We start from the raw sequence: 16,355 nt of genomic DNA, 5'->3' as shown, positions 1-16,355 counted from the left end.
TGCCTTATATGCTCGGCGCGTCTTTGCCGTGTTTAGCATAAAAATTTCGCCTAAATTTTTCAAATTCGCCCGCCATTATCGCTTCTCTCATCTGCCGCATCAAATTTAGATAATAATGCAAGTTATGCAAGCTCGCTAGTCGGAAAAACGTCAGCTCGCCGGCGCGGTATAGGTGGCTAAGATATGCGCGCGAGTAGTTTTGGCACGCGTAGCAGTCACACTGGGGATCTATCGGAGCGCGGTCGGTTGCAAATCTCGCGGACTTGATATTTATCTTGCCAAAACTCGTAAATAGCGTGCCGTTGCGCGCATTGCGCGTCGGCATCACGCAGTCAAACATATCCACGCCGCGAGCCACGTTTTCTACGAGGTCTTCGGGGGTGCCTACACCCATGAGATAGCGCGGACGCGCCGCGTCGATGTAGGGCATCACGGCCTGCACGGTATCGTACATTTCTTGGTTGCTTTCGCCTACGCTAAGCCCCCCGATGGCAAGCCCGTCAAAGGGCATCTCGCATAGAGCCTCGGCACAAAATTTACGCGCCGCCTCGTCCGTGCCGCCTTGGATTATGCCGAATATATTTTGCGAGAGCCCTTCGCCGTTATTTTGCTTAAATTTATGATAATCTATCGCCTCTCGCGCCCATTTTATCGTGCGTTTTATGCTTAGCTCCACGCGCTTTTTTTCGGCGGGAAGTGCTACTAGATCATCTAGGATCATCATGATGTCGGAGTTTAGGTCGTACTGGGTATCTAGCACCGAGCGCGGCGTAAAATAGTGCGCGCTGCCGTCGATGTGGCTTTTAAATTTGATGCCGTTTTCGTCCGGTTTTGAGATTTTGCTTAGCGAAAAGGCCTGAAAACCGCCGCTATCGGTTAAAAACGAGCGGTTAAATTTAGTAAAGCCGTGTAGGCCGCCGAGCTCTTTTACGACCTTGCTGCTAGGACGCAAGTAGAGGTGATAGGTGTTGCCTAGGATGATTTGGGCATCTAAAATCTGCATCATATCCACCGCGTCTAGGCTCTTTACGGCGCCGACGGTACCAACTGGCATAAACACGGGCGTTTTTATCGTCGAGTGAGCGGTGATTAGCGTGCCCGCGCGCGCCGTACCGTCCGTTTTATCTATACTAAAAGTCATTTTGATATAATAGTCCCTTTAAATTTGGAGTTTTAATGAAAAATATCTTGATAGTTGCGGACGGCATTGTAGCGAAACATTTCTTAGAAAGACTATTCGTAAGCAGAAGCAGCACGCATAACTACGTAGTTATCGCTTGCGGAGACGAGGATTACTCGGACGTAAATTTAGAAAATTTTACCTTTTACCGCTTTGATCCCACGAGCCTTGATAGACTGAGGCAAGTAGCCAGCGGTTATTTCAGCCAGTTTATGATAATGCTAAAAGACGGCTTTGATACGGTCAGCGTCTATAACAACCTGCGTCAAATCAGCAAAAAAACGGAAATTTTGATGCTGGATCTGTGGGGGCTAGGCGGGTTAGAGGACGACTCGCACCTAACGGTCTTGGACGCGCGAGCGGTGCTAACGGCTAGGCTCATGGACTTTTTACCGGATATTCCCGTAGTAGCCGACAACCTAGGCCTTGGCAAGGGCGAGATAATGGAAGTAAAGGTGCCCATAGGCAGCTCCTTTATGTACCGTCATATCAGCTCGATAACGCAGAAAAAATGGCGCATAGCGATGATTTATCGCGGTTCAAATTTCATGATCGCAAAGCCAAATTTAATGATCCTGCCGGGTGACGTTTTGCTAATAGTGGGCGAACCAAGCGTGCTTTTAAGCGTATTTAGAAGCGTAAAAAAAGAAACGGGGCAGTTTCCAAACCCGTTTGGGCATAATATTTATCTGTTTTTAGACATGAAAAAGATGGGCGAAAAGCTGTGCATAAGGCTGCTTGAGCAGAGTCTAAAACTGCACGAAAAGCTAAACAACAGGCGCCTTTTCGTCAAGGTCGTAAATCCTGCGCTAAATTTAGCCTACGAAAGGCTAAAGTCCGTAAACGACGAGATGGCGACAGTGATGTTTGATTATTTCGGAGGCGGAGTAGGGCAGATAAAAGACGATGTTTTTAAAAACGACGTCGGGCTAGTGGTGACGGACAATAAATTTTTCTCCGCGCACAAAAGGCTGCTTTTCGAGCTAAAAAAACCAGTCGCCGCCATCGGTAAAAGCGACATCGACGAGATCAAAAAGGGTGTGGTGCTAAGTAGCGGTTTTGGCGATGAGATAGAGAGCCAATCGGCCGTCATCATGGACTGCTGCTCGCAGCTTGATATGCCTATCACCCTTTATCACTTCGGCCGAAACGGCGCAGACGAGGAGATGGAGGAGCATTTTGATAGCTTGGCTAAGATTTTCGGGCGTAAGATCGAGGTTGTGGAGGATAAAAACTCAAATCCGATTTTAAGGCTAAAAAAAGAGCGAAATTTGCTCCAGTTCGTGCCGTTTACGAAAAAGATCAGTAAAAAAGACGCGTTTGCGGCGTTTTCAAATGACATGAACCGTTTGTACTCGCGCCTTAGCGATAATTATCAAATTTTTATACCGATAAATTAGGCTATTTTGGATAAAATAAAAGCGGAGAATAAGATGAAAATAGATATAAAATTTGACGGCAAGCCCGGTTACGGCGTCTATATAAACGAGCTAAACAAGCTTAAATTTGACGCTAAAGTCGCTATCGTAACCAACGCAAAAGTAGGCGGGCTTTATCTGCAAAATTTACTCTCGCGCATCGACTGTCCGCAAAAATTTATCATCAGCGTCCCGGACGGCGAAGAGTATAAAAATATGCAAACTATCGAGGCGATTTTAGAGCAGCTTTTCGTTAGCCGCCTCGACCGAAGCAGCGTTATCATCGCGCTTGGCGGCGGAGTGGTGAGCGATATGGCGGGCTTTGCGGCGAGCATTTTTGAGCGCGGGATCAAATTTATAAACATCCCGACTACTCTGCTAGCGCAAGTGGATGCTAGCGTGGGCGGAAAAACGGGCGTAAATAACAAATTCGGCAAAAATCTAATCGGCTCGTTTTATCAACCAAGCGCCGTTTACTGTGAAACGGGATTTTTAAAGACGCTTGAAAAGCGCGAATTTGCAGCAGGCCTTGCAGAGGCCGTAAAGATGGCTATAACCTTTGATGAAAAGCTATTTTCGTGGATGGAGGACGCAAATTTGACGGATGAAGCGAATTTGCAAAATTTGATCTACCGCTGCGTGCAGATAAAGGCCGCCGCCGTAGAGGCCGACGAGCGCGAAAAAGGCGTTCGCGCGGTGCTAAACTACGGCCATACCTTCGCTCACGTGATAGAAAACGAAACGAGCTATAAAAAATATCTACACGGCGAAGCGGTAGCGATCGGTATGAATATGGCTAACGCACTAGCGGTGAAGCTAGGCCTTATGAGCGAGGGGCAAAAGGCGCGCGTGGCGGAGCTTTTGGTTAAATTCGGCCTGCCGATAAGCTACAAGGTGCCAAATGCAAGCAGCTTTTACGAGGCGTTTTTTCTTGATAAAAAGGCGGAAAACTCCGCGATCAAATTTATCCTGCCGCGAGGTATCGGCGCATACGAGATACGAAAAGACGTGCCGCGCGAGCTCGTAATGGACGTTTTAAGAGAGTTTGAATGAGAAAAATTTTATTTATTTTATTTTTTGCGATCTTTGCTTATTCGCTTGATGATATTCCTAGCGAATTTAACGCAACCAAAGAAGCCCAGTTATCCGAGCTAAACGCGTCTTTGTCGTTTATCGAGGATGAGCTAGCCGATAATATCTGGGCGACTCGCTACTCAAACTACAACACCTTTCAAAAGCTAAGCGCGGAGCTCGATGAAATCGAAGCGGCAATAAAAAAACAGGCTAAAAATACTGAAAAAGTACTCGAACTACAAAAAAAGCAAAGCACGCTAAAAGAGCAGATCGAGCTTTTAAGGGAGTTTCAAAAAGCGCCGTTTTCTAGCATGATAACGGCTCCCGAGATAGAAATTTTACAAAAGATAACCAATCCCGTCGCCGTGATCTCGGGCTTTTCGCACATAAAGCAGCTAAGAAGCGAAAAGGACGAGTATAAACGCCGACTAGACGGGCTTTCTAAGACGACCGACGAGCTAGCTAGAAAAGAGCAAATTTTAACTCAGATCGTAAATTTGAGCGACGATGCGCGCTTTCAAGCCGAGCTTGCCGAGGCTAGACAGGAACTAGCGGAATTTAACGCCGCCGCCGACATCGCAAAGACCACATACGGCGTATACGAAAAGCGCGTAAACGAGGCGATAAACCGCACTAGCGAGGATATCAAGGCGCAGATGAAAAAGGCGCTAGATATCGGTATATTTATCGTTGTCGTTATCGGGCTTTCGTTTTTGTTCAAATTTATCATCAAAAAGACGATCACCGACAATGAGCGCCTCTATACGGCGAATAAATTTATAAACCTCGTAAACATCACGCTCATCATCATGATTTTGCTTTTTGCCTATATCGAAAACGTAACCTATCTTGTCACGGTGCTGGGCTTTGCGTCTGCGGGTATCGCGATTGCGATGAAAGATATGTTCATGAGTATGCTCGGCTGGACGGTGGTGGTTTTTGGCGGTAGCTTCCACGTCGGCGACCGCATCAAGGTGCGCAAGGACGGAGAGGACGTCGTGGGCGACATCATCGATATCTCGCTGCTTAGGATGACTATTTACGAGGACGTCACGATCGTCACGGTAAACTCAAACCGCAGGGCGGGGCGCATTATATTCGTACCGAACAACTATATCTTCACCGATCTGATTGCAAACTACTCGCACCACGGCATGAAGACCGTCTGGGACGGCATCGACGTGGTTTGTAGCTTTGATTCTAACCACAAAAAAGCCGCCCACATCATCAAGGATATCGCGCGAAAATACTCCAAAGGCTACACCGAGATCGCCAAAAAGCAAATGAGCAAGCTGCGAAACCAATACAGTATAAAAAACCCGAACGTCGAGCCGCGCGTGTTTACCTTTATCGAGCCTTACGGTGTGAAAATTTCGGTCTGGTATATGGCAAACACATTTGCCACGCTATCTTTGCGAAGCACGATAAGTGCGGAGATAATGGAAGCCATCGCTAGCCACGACGACATCGTGATCGCCTATCCGACGCAGACTTTATACATGGATAGACGCGTAAAAGCAGGCGAGTCAAAGCCGATGGGCGAAGGCGGCGAGGAGAAGCATGAAGCCTAACTCAAATTTGACCCAGCAAGAGCCGCGCCGAGAGAAGGTGTATTTTAAAACCTTCGGCTGCCGCACGAACATCTACGACACCGAGCTGATGAAAAGTTACGTCAAAGACTACGATATCGTTAGCGACGAAAACGAAGCCGACATCGTAGTGGTAAACTCCTGCACGGTCACAAACTCCGCCGATAGCGGCGCTCGCAGCTACATAAACGGCATAAAAAAACGCGGCGCTAGAGTGATACTAACGGGCTGCGGCGCGGTGAGCAAGGGTAAGGAGCTGTTTAACAAAAGCGCGGTTTTTGGCGTGATAGGCGCGAGTAAAAAAGAGGATATAAACGCGCTGCTAAAGTCGCAAGATCCGTTTTTCGAGCTGGGAAATTTAAAAAGTATCGACAAAAATATCGTAACCAACTACGAAAATCATACCAAAGCCTTTATCAAAATCCAAGAGGGTTGCGACTTTGCGTGTAGCTACTGCATCATCCCGGCCGTTCGCGGCAAAGCGCGCAGTATGGACGAGGAGGCGATTTTACGCGAGGCTAAAATTTTAGCCTACAACGGTTACAACGAGTTAGTGCTAACGGGCACAAACATCGGCAGCTACGGCAAGGATACGGGCTCAAGCCTGGGCCGCTTGCTAGGACGGCTCGGTAAAATAGGCGGCATAAAGCGCATAAGGCTTGGTAGTATCGAACCAAGCCAGATAGACGAGAGCTTTCGCGAGATTTTAAAAGAGAGCTGGCTGGAGCGGCACCTGCACATCGCGCTTCAGCATACGAGTGAGGCGATGCTACGTATCATGCGGCGGCGAAATCAAGCCTTTAGGGATTTGGAGCTGTTTTTGGAGCTTAGTGAGATAGGCTTTGCGCTAGGAACCGACTACATCGTTGGGCATCCTGGCGAGAGCGAAGAAATTTGGAGCGAGGCGCTGGTAAATTTTAAAAAATTTCCGCTCACGCATCTACACTGCTTTGCTTATTCACCGCGCACGGGCACGCACTCGGCGGATATGAAAGTGGACGTTAGCGGCGACGTGGCGAAGGCTAGGCTTAAAATTTTAAAACAAATCGTAGCGGAAAATAATTTTAAATTTAGGCAAGAACATGCCAGAAAAGGCGGGAGCCTAAATGTTTTGGTCGAGCAGCTAAACTGCGAATTTTACGAAGGCTTCGATCAGTTTTATAACAAAGTAAAAATCAAAACGGATAAGCAAATTTTAAAAGAGTGGGCGGTCATAGACAAATTTGAAGTAAAAAGCGAGGGCGACTATGCACAAATTTAAGCTAAATAAACAAAAGATTATCGTGATTTTGACGGCTATTTTGGCGGTTTTGCTAGCCGTTGCGGTAGGTAGAAGTCAGCCAAAAAGCATAATGTACGAAAGCTACGAAAAGCTGCTAGAAGGCGACATGATCGCAAGCGCGACCGTAAACGGCGGCGAGCTAGAGCTCACGACTAAGGGTGGCAACAAATATATCATCGTAAAAGATGGCGTGGACATGCGCGCTCTGGTGCAAAAAGTGCCCGTCGATCTAAAAAAAGAGACGCCCGTACTGGATGAAATTTTAGCCGTGCTGGCGCTGCTTGTTATCTGTTTTGCGGGGCTTGCGATTTATGCGAGGTTTAAAAAACAAAAGCTTGCCGCTCAAAACGAAAATCAAAAAGCAAACGTCTACGAGTACGACAATATTGCCACTAGCTCGGTGGCTCCTGCTATCTCAAACGTCAAATTTAGCGACGTGGCGGGCATAAAAGACGTCAAATTTGAGCTAAGCGAGATCGTAGATTTTCTAAAAGATCCCGTAAAATATAAAAAATTCGGCATCAAAATGCCAAAAGGCGTGCTGATGGTGGGGCCTCCAGGCGTGGGTAAAACGCTAGTGGCAAAGGCCGTCGCGGGCGAGGCGGGAGTGCCGTTTTTTTACCAAAGTGGCGCGAGTTTTGTGCAAATTTACGTCGGTATGGGCGCAAAACGCGTGCATGAGCTGTTTTTAAAGGCTAAAGCGTATGCGCCGTCCATCATCTTTATCGATGAGATCGACGCCGTGGGCAAGGTGCGCGGCGGCAACCGAAACGACGAGCGCGAGGCCACGCTAAATCAGCTACTGACCGAGATGGACGGCTTTGAGGATAACTCTGGCGTCATCGTGATCGCCGCGACCAACCGCATCGAGATGATAGACGAGGCACTGCTACGTTCGGGACGATTTGATAGGCGCATTTTTCTTTCGATGCCTGATTTTAGCGATAGGGTCGAGATTTTAAAATCCTATCTAAAAGACAAAAACACGAGCGTAGATGCGCAAGACGTGGCGCGCATTAGCGTCGGTTTTAGCGGGGCGGCGCTTTCTACGCTGGTAAACGAAGCTGCGATAAATGCGCTAAGACGCGGCGGCGAGATGATAGAGTTTAGCGATTTTGAAAGCGTTTTAAACAAAGTCTTGCTCGGTAAAAAGAGGATTTTAAGCTACAACGACGAGGAAAAGCGCATCCAAGCGCTCTATCAGGGTGCAAAGGCTTTGGCGGCGTATTGGTTCGGGATAGAATTTGAAAAAATTTCTCTCGTCGAGGAGCAGTTTATGCGTCCTGAGCGAGAGATAGAGTCGCGCTCACAGATGTTTGCGCGTATCAAGGTCTGTTTGGCAGGCATGAGCGCGCTAAAGATGGTCAAAGACGATACTTTTTCAAACTCGGGCACCGACATCCAAAAAGCTCGCGAGATCGCGCAAAATATGGTCTTTGAGTACGGTATGGGGCGCGCTTTGATACCAAATGCGGCGGATACCGAGGAGCTACTGCAAGAGGCATATGCCGAGGTCGGGACGTTTTTAGCAGGCATGAAGGCGCAGCTAGAGCGCATCAGCGAGCATATCGAGATTTCTGAGAGTATCGATAAAGACGCGCTAGGTAGGATAATCAAAGAGTTTTACAACTAAATTTAAGGAGAAAAAATGAAAGCAAAAATAGGCATATTGACGCTGAGCGACCGCGCTAGCGAGGGCAAATACGACGATTTGTCGGGCGCGGCGATAAAAGAGGTCTTAGACGGCTGGATAACGAGCGAGCGTGAGTATTTTTACGAAGTGATCCCTGATGAGATTGAACTTATAAAAGAGCGTCTAAAACACATGATAGACGTTCTGGGCTGCGATTTAGTGCTAACTACGGGCGGCACGGGACCTGCTCCTCGCGACGTGACGCCGGAAGCTACCGAGGCCGTATGCGAAAAGATGATGCCCGGCTTTGGCGAGCTAATGAGAACGGCTAGCCTAAAATACGTCCCCACAGCGATCCTGTCGCGCCAAACGGCTGGTATCAGAGGACACGCGCTCATCGTAAATTTACCCGGCCAGCCAAAGGCGATCAAAGAGTGCCTAGAGCCGGTATTTCCGGCGATTCCGTACTGTATCGATCTCATCGGCGGCGCATTTATCGAGACCGATGAGAGCGTGATGAAGGTATTTCGTCCGAAACAAAAGAAAATTTCGTAATCTACGTGCTAAACTTTTTTGAAAATATAAATTTAAAGGCTACGAGGCTGCTTGAGGGCTATTATTCGCTCTTTTGCGGCCTTTTTACGCTTTGCATCGGCGTTTACGCGCTCGGACTAGTTTTTGGTGCAGAGTGGCTTTTGCTTGCCGCTAGCGCTTGTATCTATGCGTGTTTCGTCCTACTTGCGTTTCGTTCGCTTTTTTGGTTCGTCTTGAGCCTGATTTTCTCGCCCGTTTTTGCTATCGTAGTACGCGAGCGTTATGACGAAAATTTGCTTTTAGACGCCGTTTTTGCGCTTATTTGGATATTTTGCTGGTTGTTTTTGTCGCTAGCCGTGAGTGAAAATATCTCAAAACTCGGCAACGAAATCGTATCTAAAATTTTACGCATCGCTGCGCTTTTTGCCGTGATCGGCGTTTACTACGTCAGTATCGAAAATAGCCTAAATTTACAAGCTATTTTAAAAGATACCGTTACGCTTCGCATCGTGCTTATCGCCATAAATATCTACATGTTTCCTTCCCTTGTCACGCTTTTGGCGCTTGATTTGCGCGGGTATTATTTGAAAAACAAAGACGCAAAAAGGGCTAAATTTTCATTTTTTAATTTCACTAAAGAAGCTTTAAAAGTAATCAAATTTATTGCCTTAAGGCGTAAAATTTAAACACATAAACTTTTTATACAGTCTCTAAAAACGCTATTTTTTGTAAATTTGAGGGATAGAAAACCGCTCTGCTGCTTTTGATTGGTAGCGGCGAAGTTAAATTTTAGTAAAACTCTGGATACTTTTTGGCGCGGCGATGGCTTGCGGTTAAATTTGATAAAGTAGACCTCGCAACGTAAAGCCGTAATTTAAATTTCGGCTTTACTTGCTGGCTTGCTCGGTGGCTTATTCTAGCTCTCGTGCGCCGATTTTTGATTTTTTACTTAGGCGTTTTACGTAAACGATATAAAGCGCTGTCAGTAGGCCGACTGCGGCGAGTAGGGCGACTACGATGTGGCTAAATGCGCTCTTGTCGTAGTTTTTGCCTAGATACCAGCCCACTGCAAGCAGTATGGCGACCCAGATGCCCGCACCAAGAGTCGTGTAGAGACTAAATTTAAAAAGATTCATTTTAGCAAGGCCCGCAGGCAGGCTGATGTATTGGCGAATGCCCGGGATCAGGCGGCAGTTAAAAGTCGAAATCTCGCCGTGCCTTTTGAAAAACGCCTCAAATTTACGCATTTTTACCTTTGTAATGCCGACGTATTTGCCGTATTTTAGTACGAGCTCGCGCCCAAAAAAGTAACACAAATAGTAGTTAAACACGGCTCCTGCGAGGCTGCCCGCCGTGCCTGCGCACCACGCTAGCACTAGGCTCATCTGTCCTTGGTGCGCGAGGTAGCCCGCGGGTATCATCGCCACTTCGCTTGGAAACGGAAAAAACGAACTCTCTAAAAACATCATCAAAAATATGCCCGCATATCCCCACTCGCCGACGGTTTGGACGATAAAATTTATAAAATCGCCTAGCATTTTTCTCCTTAAATTTAAAATTATGATTTTAGCAAACTACGGTAAATTTTAGCTTTATACAGCTGCAAAACAAATTTTGACGGCGCGAGGGGCGTGCGCGAGATAGGATTAATTTTTGCGTTTATTTGGTTGGTTTTAAGATGGATAAATCGGCGCGTAGCGGTTAAATTTGATTTGTAAATTTAACCGCGTCCGATTGAGAGTCAAATTTGACTCAAATTTTATCGGCCGACTTTTAAATCGGCCAAAAAAGCTTTCGGCCTGCGTCAAAGCGCAAGCTGTGCGTAATCAAAATACCGGCAGTATCGCTCCGTCATATCTTTTTAGGATAAACTCTTTCGTCTCGGGGCTGGTTGCGGCTTTAACGAGAGCCTTGATTTTCGGGCTGTTTTCATTGCCCGCTTTGACCGCGATGATGTTGGCGTACGGGCTTTCCGTACCTTCGATAGCTAGCGAGTCTTTTTTAGGATTCATACCGATATCAAGGACAAAGTTTGTGCTGATGGCGGCTAGATCGACTTCGTCCAGAGTGCGGGGTATCTGCGCGCCCTCAAGCTCGACGAAATTTAGGCGCTTTGGATTTTTCACGATGTCTTTTGGCGTGGCGAGCTCGGCGCTCTTATCTAGCTCTATGAGGTCGGCTTTTTGCAGGATGTTTAGAGCGCGGTTGCCGTTAGTCGGATCGTAGGCGATCGCGACTTTAGCGCCGTCTTTTAGCTCGCTTAGGTTTTTTATCTTTTTAGAGTAAAAGCCAAGCGGCTCGAGATGTATCGCTGCGGCGGTTATCAAGGTCGTGCCCTTGGTTTCATTGTGATTTTTTAGATACGGCCAGTGCTGAAAGAAATTCGCGTCCAAATCTCCGTCTTGCGTCGCTAAATTCGGGATCGAGTAGTCGTTTATCTCTTTGATGACTAGATCGTAGCCCTCTTTAGCTAGGACGGGTTTGATAAACTCCATGATTTCTGCGTGAGGTACCGGAGAGACGGCTACTACGATAGTGTGATCTTTGTCTGCTGCATAGAGGTTAAAGGCTAGCGCCAAACTTGCTAAAATTTTAAAAACTTTCATTATATTTTCCTTTTTTATTTTAAAAAACGGCGCTAAAAAGGTAAAAGCTTTTACGCCGTTTTGTTTTTGGAGATTTTTCTCGACTATTTTCGGTTTTTCAAATTTGAGCCGTAAAATTTACGCAAAATACGCCTGTTGCGATTTTAAATACTAAATTTTACGATGGCAAATCGCTCAAATTTGATGCGATCAGAAGCTCGGTATCACCGCGCCTTGGTAGCGCTTTACGATAAAGTCTTTAACCTCTGGAGTTAGTATCGCTTTATCTAGAGCTTTGATTTTTGGGCTGTTTTCGTTGCCCGCTTTGGTCGCTACGTAGTTGGTGTACGGGCTATCTTTATCCTCGAGGATTAGCGCGTCTTTGGTCGGTTTGAGGCCAACGTCTAGGGCGTAGTTCACGTTGATAAAGGCTAGTGCGACGTCATCTAAAGAGCGTGGCGTCTGTGCGGACTCCATCTCTTTAAATTTGAGATTTTTCGGGTTTTCCGTGATATCTAGCGGGGATTTGTATTCGCTCTCTTTAGCCTTTACGATGCCGGCTTTTTCTAGCAAATTTATCGAGCGCGTCGAGTCTGCGGCGTTGTTTGAGATGGCGATGATATCGCCGTTTTTTAGCTCGTCTAGGCTTTTTATCTTTTTAGAATACGCCCCCATAGGCTCGACGTGTACGCCCACGGTCGGCACGATGTGAGTGCCTTTGTCTTTGTTAAACGACTTCATATACGGAAGGCCCTGGAAGTAGTTGGCGTCGAGTTCGCCGTTTTCGACGGCGAGGTTTGGTATCACATAGTCATTAAAGATTTTGACTTCGAGCTTGTAGCCTTCTTTTTCTAGGATCGGCTTTACGACCTCTTCTAAAATCTCGGCGTGAGGCACGGGAGATGCGCCTACAGTGATTGTTTTGTCGCTATTTGCAGCGTATAGGCCGCTAGCTAGAAGCGCGCCAAGAAGTATTTTTGAAAATTGCATTATCATTCCTTTTTTTGATAAAAAACGGCGCTAAAAAGGTAAAAGCTTTTACGCCGTTTTATTTTAAGAGCGGTCTCTAAACTAAATTTGGATTCGTCGTTTTGCTAAATTTGCCCGCGCCGCTAAATTTGAGCGGGCGGGGCTAAATTTGATTAAAACGTCGGGATTATCGCGCCTTTATATTTTTCCTCGATAAATTTCTTTACCTCCGGGCTCGTGACGGCTTTGTCTAGAGCTTTGATTTTCGGGCTGTTTTCGTTGCCGACTTTGACCACGACGTAGTTGGTGTACGGGCTATCTTTGCTCTCAAGCACGAGTGCGTCTTTGGTCGGGTTTAGGTTGGCGTTTAGAGCGTAGTTCGTGTTGATAACGGCGATGGCGACGTCATCTAGCGTACGAGGAACTTGAGCGGTCTCGATCTCTTCAAATTTTAGCTTTTTTGGGTTTTCCGTGATATCAAGCGGAGTTTTTAGGGGGTTGTCGTTTAGCTTTATAAGACCTGCGCTAGCTAGCACGTCAAGCGCGCGGCTCTCGTTTGTCGGGTCGTTTGGTATCGCTACGGTGCTGCCGTCTTTTAGCTCTTTGATATCTTTTATCTTTTTAGAGTAAACGCCCATAGGCTCGAGGTGAACACCAACTGTTTTAACTAGATGAGTGCCTTTGTTTTTGTTAAATTCCTCAAGATACGGCAGGTGCTGGAAGTAGTTAGCGTCTAGATCGCCGTCCTCGGTGGCTAAATTTGGAGTAGAGTAGTCGTTAAATTCTTTGATCTCAAGAGTAAAGCCGTCTTTTGCTAGGATTGGTTTTACGACTTCCAAAATTTCGGCATGCGGAACCGGCGTAGCGCCTACGACGATTTTCTCGGCGGCATTTGCGGCGACCGTTAGGCTTAGAGCGACTAGAGAGTATTTGAGTAGATTTTTCATTTTATATCCTTTTTAAAATTTGGCTAGCATTTAAAAAAAGGATATGAGCGGAGGCTTAAATTTCTTTTTAAATGCTTAGCGAAACTAAGCGCTTAAAAAGAAATTTTGCGCTTAGCGTTAGTCTTTCGACGACTTAAGTTCAGTGAAGCGACGCATTTCGCACATATCTGATTTCATTTTCTATCCTTTCTTTGTAAAATTAATTTCGGGATTTTATGCAAAAAAAGTTTAAAAGAAAATAAAATCAGACATAGAAATCATTTCTTTGTGATCTTATAAATAAAATTTCCTAATGATTGGAAAATTTGAACCATTATGATTAAAATCACGACGGTATAAAGCATGATATCCGGGCGAAATCTCTGATAGCCGTAGTTTATCGCAACAGATCCCAGTCCGCCGCCACCGACCGCCCCCGCCATCGCCGAAAAGCCGATGATAACGATAAGCGTGAGCGTGATAGAAGCCACGATGCCGGGCAGCGCCTCTACGAACATCACCTTAAAAATAATCTGAAAATTTGAGCTACCAAAGCTTCTGGCAGCCTCGATGATGCCTTTATCGACCTCTTTTAGCGCGCTCTCGATCAGCCTAGCGATAAACGGTGCTGCGCCGATAGTAAGCGGAACGATAGCCGCGCTAGTGCCGATACTGGTGCCTACGATCAGGCGCGTGAGCGGGAAAAGCACGATGATGAGGATAATAAAAGGAAAGCTTCTTAGCGTATTTACCGTGATATCAAGCGCGATAAATAGCGGTTTGTTTGGCTTTAGGCCGTCTTGCGCCGAAAGAACGAGCAAGATAGCGGGCACCAGGCCTATGAGAAACGCTAAAAGCGTAGAAACTACGCTCATATAGAGCGTCTCGCCGATAGCCGGGAGCAAAATGCGCTCGAAAACGTCGGGAAATTTAGAAAAATCTATGCCAAACATCACGCCACCTCCCATAATACGCCGCTTTGCTTGATGTACTCGGTCACGCGCGCTTCGTCTTTAGGATCGACGTTTATAACGAGTGAGCCAAGCACGTTTTCGTTTAGCTTTTCAAGCTTGCCCCAGACGATGTTAAAGTCGATATTTAGCGTGCGCGCCATATGCGTGATGACGCTGTTTTGTGCGACTTCTTTTGGGAAAAATAGCCTGATATTTACGCCCTCGCTCGGCAAAATTTCATCCTCGCCGAGGAATTCCTTCATCTTTTCATCTGGCTTTAAAAATAGCTCCTCGATCGTGCCACTGCCGATTATCTTGCCGCTTTCTAGCAGCACTGCGCGGCGCGCGATGCTTTTTACGACCTCCATCTCGTGCGTAACTAAAACGACGCTGATATTTAGCGTTTGATTGATCTGTTTTAAAAGCTCGAGTATCGAATTCGTCGTATTTGGATCAAGCGCCGAGGTAGCCTCGTCGGAGAGTAAAATTTTTGGACTTAGCGCAAGGGCGCGGGCGATGGCGACGCGCTGCTTTTGTCCGCCGCTTAGCTCGCCGGGGTAGCTTGTGGCTTTGTTTGCAAGGCCGACTAGCTCTAGCAGCTCGCTCACTCTTTTTTTGATATCGCCGTCTGAGTAACTCCAAAATTTAAGCGGAGTAGCGATGTTTTCAAACGCCGTTTTCCTCGCCATCAGCGCGAAGTGCTGAAATATCATCCCCACATCTCGCCTAAGTTCTCTTAGCTCTCTGTCTTTTAGCGCCGAGATTTCTTTGTCAAATACCTTTAGGCTGCCGCCTTGATAGTCCTCTAGGCCGTTTATGCAGCGAAGCAGGGTAGATTTACCCGCGCCGCTGTGGCCTACGATGGCGAAAATTTCGCCTTTTTTTACGGTTAGGCTGACGCCGTCTATGATCTGCGTCGCTCCGTAAAATTTCTTTAAATTTTCTATTTTTATCACTCAAATTTCCTCATTCATAATTCCGCCGAAGCGCTACTAAAATTTATAAAATTTCGCGCCTTAGCTCGTCTGCGCTCTTTGGCGAAAGAAGAGCCGGAGCGATGTCAAATACGCTAAGCGCGCCGCACTCGCCCTTTTGCGCCAAACGATACGCCGCGCGCGCGTAGGCTACGAGCACGCTTGCGGTAAATTCGGGATTTGAATCAAGCTTTAGCAAAAACTCGATCAAGTGTTTATTTTCTCCGCGCTCGCCAGTCGCTCCGCTTCGCAGGACGAATCCTCCGTGAGGGATGCCGCCGTGCTCTTTTTTAAGCGTCGCAAGATCGATAAAATGCACGCTCGTGTCGTAGTCGGCGAAGTAGTTTGGCATCGTTTTTATCTCTTTTTCTATGCGCGCTTTATCGGCGCCGTCCTCGGCTACGACGTAGCACTCGCGCAGGTGCTTTTCGCGCGTGCTAAGTTTCGGGTTTTCGCCAGCGCGAACTCGTTCCAAGGCGCTTTCTATCGGCACGGTGTATTGGCGCGCATCCACGACGCCCTCGATTCTGCGGATAGCGTCGGAGTGGCCTTGGCTCACGCCTTTACCCCAAAACGTATAACTGCTGCCGTTTTCCAGCACGCTCTCGCCAAATAGTCTATTTAGCGAAAACAGCCCCGGATCCCAGCCTACGGCGATGATGCCTACATTTCCGCCCGCTTTGGCTGCGGCGTCTACGGCAGCGAAGTGCTCAGGGATTTTTGCGTGCGTATCGAAGCTATCTACGACATTGAAATTTAGCGCAAATTCTGGCGTCTGAGTCGGTAGATCCGTCGCGCTACCGCCGCAAAGAACTAAAACATCAAATTTACCCTTGTGCGATAAAATTTCATCCGCGCTAAACACCGGCGCACCGCATGTTTTTACTTCGCTTGGATTTCTGCGGCTAAAAACTGCTGTTAATTCTAAATCCTTGCTATTTCTAGCGGCAAGCTCTACGCCGCGACCTAAATTTCCATATCCTAAAACCGCTATTTTTATTTTTTTGCTCATTTTTTTATCCTTTAAATTTTAAAATTTAGCGAGCAAAACGGCTCGCTGCTGATGAAATTTCACTTCATCAGCAAATAATAAATCACGTATATCCAACTTAAAAATCCGTGAATTATCGCCCACAATATGCTTTTGTTGGCTCCCCATGATAGTGCGACGGCTATGACTGTGCCTAAAGTAAATCCACCGATGCTGCCTTTCATTTTTTCTCCTTTATTTAAAATTT

16 protein-coding genes are annotated in these 16,355 nt (G+C 46.8%); 7 read left to right on the top strand and 9 right to left on the bottom strand.

What is annotated here, in order from left to right; genetic code table 11:
• Positions 1-4: 4 nt before the first annotated feature.
• Complete coding sequence (gene tgt / locus EE116_RS08140; RefSeq protein ID WP_122873984.1) at positions 5-1,141, bottom strand: tRNA guanosine(34) transglycosylase Tgt; 1,137 nt, start codon at positions 1,139-1,141, stop codon at positions 5-7.
• Between the two features lie 35 nt (positions 1,142-1,176).
• Here tgt and EE116_RS08135 point away from each other — a divergent pair, with 35 nt between their 5' ends.
• The 7 genes from EE116_RS08135 to EE116_RS08105 are packed head-to-tail and all read left to right on the top strand — an operon-like array spanning position 1,177 to position 9,396.
• Positions 1,177-2,580, top strand: a complete 1,404-nt coding sequence (locus EE116_RS08135) for a COG3400 family protein (RefSeq protein ID WP_122873983.1) — start codon at positions 1,177-1,179, stop codon at positions 2,578-2,580.
• 33 nt (positions 2,581-2,613) lie between these two features.
• Positions 2,614-3,651: a 3-dehydroquinate synthase gene (gene aroB, locus EE116_RS08130; protein WP_163028046.1), complete on the top strand. Its 1,038-nt coding sequence runs from the start codon at positions 2,614-2,616 to the stop codon at positions 3,649-3,651.
• The gene (locus EE116_RS08125; protein ID WP_122873981.1) at positions 3,648-5,243 is read left to right on the top strand and encodes a mechanosensitive ion channel domain-containing protein; all 1,596 of its coding nucleotides are present in this window, start codon (positions 3,648-3,650) and stop codon (positions 5,241-5,243) included. Before aroB ends, EE116_RS08125 begins: the two co-directional genes overlap by 4 nt.
• Positions 5,233-6,522 carry a tRNA (N(6)-L-threonylcarbamoyladenosine(37)-C(2))-methylthiotransferase MtaB gene (mtaB, locus tag EE116_RS08120; RefSeq protein WP_122873980.1) on the top strand — a complete coding sequence of 430 codons (1,290 nt, stop codon included), beginning with the start codon at positions 5,233-5,235 and terminating at the stop codon, positions 6,520-6,522. Before EE116_RS08125 ends, mtaB begins: the two co-directional genes overlap by 11 nt.
• Positions 6,509-8,176 carry an AAA family ATPase gene (locus EE116_RS08115; protein WP_122873979.1) on the top strand — a complete coding sequence of 556 codons (1,668 nt, stop codon included), beginning with the start codon at positions 6,509-6,511 and terminating at the stop codon, positions 8,174-8,176. The genes mtaB and EE116_RS08115 overlap by 14 nt, the downstream gene beginning before the upstream one ends.
• Positions 8,177-8,191: 15 nt before the next feature.
• Positions 8,192-8,731, top strand: a complete 540-nt coding sequence (mog, locus tag EE116_RS08110) for a molybdopterin adenylyltransferase (RefSeq protein WP_122873978.1) — start codon at positions 8,192-8,194, stop codon at positions 8,729-8,731.
• A 5-nt stretch (positions 8,732-8,736) separates the two neighbouring features.
• Complete coding sequence (locus EE116_RS08105) at positions 8,737-9,396, top strand: nitrogen fixation protein NifR (RefSeq protein ID WP_122873977.1); 660 nt, start codon at positions 8,737-8,739, stop codon at positions 9,394-9,396.
• A 225-nt stretch (positions 9,397-9,621) separates the two neighbouring features.
• On the opposite strand, the gene EE116_RS08100 is transcribed toward EE116_RS08105, so the two are convergent.
• The 8 genes from EE116_RS08100 to EE116_RS12475 all read right to left on the bottom strand — a co-directional run bounded on the left by EE116_RS08100 (position 9,622) and on the right by EE116_RS12475 (position 16,332).
• Complete coding sequence (locus EE116_RS08100) at positions 9,622-10,248, bottom strand: DedA family protein (RefSeq protein WP_122873976.1); 627 nt, start codon at positions 10,246-10,248, stop codon at positions 9,622-9,624.
• A gap of 288 nt (positions 10,249-10,536) precedes the next feature.
• Entirely contained in the window at positions 10,537-11,316 is a 780-nt protein-coding gene (locus tag EE116_RS08095; protein WP_122873975.1) for a MetQ/NlpA family ABC transporter substrate-binding protein, read from the bottom strand.
• A gap of 189 nt (positions 11,317-11,505) precedes the next feature.
• Positions 11,506-12,285, bottom strand: a complete 780-nt coding sequence (locus tag EE116_RS08090; protein WP_122873974.1) for a MetQ/NlpA family ABC transporter substrate-binding protein — start codon at positions 12,283-12,285, stop codon at positions 11,506-11,508.
• A gap of 152 nt (positions 12,286-12,437) precedes the next feature.
• Entirely contained in the window at positions 12,438-13,211 is a 774-nt protein-coding gene (locus EE116_RS08085; RefSeq protein ID WP_122873973.1) for a MetQ/NlpA family ABC transporter substrate-binding protein, read from the bottom strand.
• Positions 13,212-13,468: 257 nt separating this feature from the next.
• The gene (locus tag EE116_RS08080) at positions 13,469-14,143 is read right to left on the bottom strand and encodes a methionine ABC transporter permease (RefSeq protein ID WP_039895157.1); all 675 of its coding nucleotides are present in this window, start codon (positions 14,141-14,143) and stop codon (positions 13,469-13,471) included.
• Positions 14,143-15,099, bottom strand: a complete 957-nt coding sequence (locus EE116_RS08075; protein WP_122873972.1) for a methionine ABC transporter ATP-binding protein — start codon at positions 15,097-15,099, stop codon at positions 14,143-14,145. The genes EE116_RS08080 and EE116_RS08075 overlap by 1 nt, the downstream gene beginning before the upstream one ends.
• 43 nt (positions 15,100-15,142) lie before the next feature.
• Positions 15,143-16,129, bottom strand: coding sequence for a diaminopimelate dehydrogenase (locus EE116_RS08070; RefSeq protein ID WP_122873971.1), 987 nt, complete (start codon positions 16,127-16,129; stop codon positions 15,143-15,145).
• A gap of 59 nt (positions 16,130-16,188) precedes the next feature.
• Positions 16,189-16,332, bottom strand: coding sequence for a hypothetical protein (locus EE116_RS12475; RefSeq protein WP_002952601.1), 144 nt, complete (start codon positions 16,330-16,332; stop codon positions 16,189-16,191).
• Positions 16,333-16,355: the final 23 nt, after the last annotated feature.

The sequence above is a fragment of the Campylobacter showae genome, from assembly GCF_900573985.1.
Classification (GTDB): domain Bacteria; phylum Campylobacterota; class Campylobacteria; order Campylobacterales; family Campylobacteraceae; genus Campylobacter_A; species Campylobacter_A showae_E.
Note: the sequence above shows the minus strand (reverse complement) of the source record. Positions and strands in the feature narration are given on the sequence as shown.

Coding starts and splice junctions, on each gene's coding strand:
- EE116_RS08090 (WP_122873974.1), bottom strand. CDS start 12,285: ATGCAATTTTCAAAAATACTTCTTGGCGCGCTTCTAGCTAGCGGCCTA.
- EE116_RS08070 (WP_122873971.1), bottom strand. CDS start 16,129: ATGAGCAAAAAAATAAAAATAGCGGTTTTAGGATATGGAAATTTAGGT.
- EE116_RS08080 (WP_039895157.1), bottom strand. CDS start 14,143: ATGTTTGGCATAGATTTTTCTAAATTTCCCGACGTTTTCGAGCGCATT.
- EE116_RS08135 (WP_122873983.1), top strand. CDS start 1,177: ATGAAAAATATCTTGATAGTTGCGGACGGCATTGTAGCGAAACATTTC.
- aroB (WP_163028046.1), top strand. CDS start 2,614: ATGAAAATAGATATAAAATTTGACGGCAAGCCCGGTTACGGCGTCTAT.
- EE116_RS08125 (WP_122873981.1), top strand. CDS start 3,648: ATGAGAAAAATTTTATTTATTTTATTTTTTGCGATCTTTGCTTATTCG.
- EE116_RS08095 (WP_122873975.1), bottom strand. CDS start 11,316: ATGAAAGTTTTTAAAATTTTAGCAAGTTTGGCGCTAGCCTTTAACCTC.
- EE116_RS08085 (WP_122873973.1), bottom strand. CDS start 13,211: ATGAAAAATCTACTCAAATACTCTCTAGTCGCTCTAAGCCTAACGGTC.
- mog (WP_122873978.1), top strand. CDS start 8,192: ATGAAAGCAAAAATAGGCATATTGACGCTGAGCGACCGCGCTAGCGAG.
- tgt (WP_122873984.1), bottom strand. CDS start 1,141: ATGACTTTTAGTATAGATAAAACGGACGGTACGGCGCGCGCGGGCACG.
- mtaB (WP_122873980.1), top strand. CDS start 5,233: ATGAAGCCTAACTCAAATTTGACCCAGCAAGAGCCGCGCCGAGAGAAG.
- EE116_RS08115 (WP_122873979.1), top strand. CDS start 6,509: ATGCACAAATTTAAGCTAAATAAACAAAAGATTATCGTGATTTTGACG.
- EE116_RS08100 (WP_122873976.1), bottom strand. CDS start 10,248: ATGCTAGGCGATTTTATAAATTTTATCGTCCAAACCGTCGGCGAGTGG.
- EE116_RS12475 (WP_002952601.1), bottom strand. CDS start 16,332: ATGAAAGGCAGCATCGGTGGATTTACTTTAGGCACAGTCATAGCCGTC.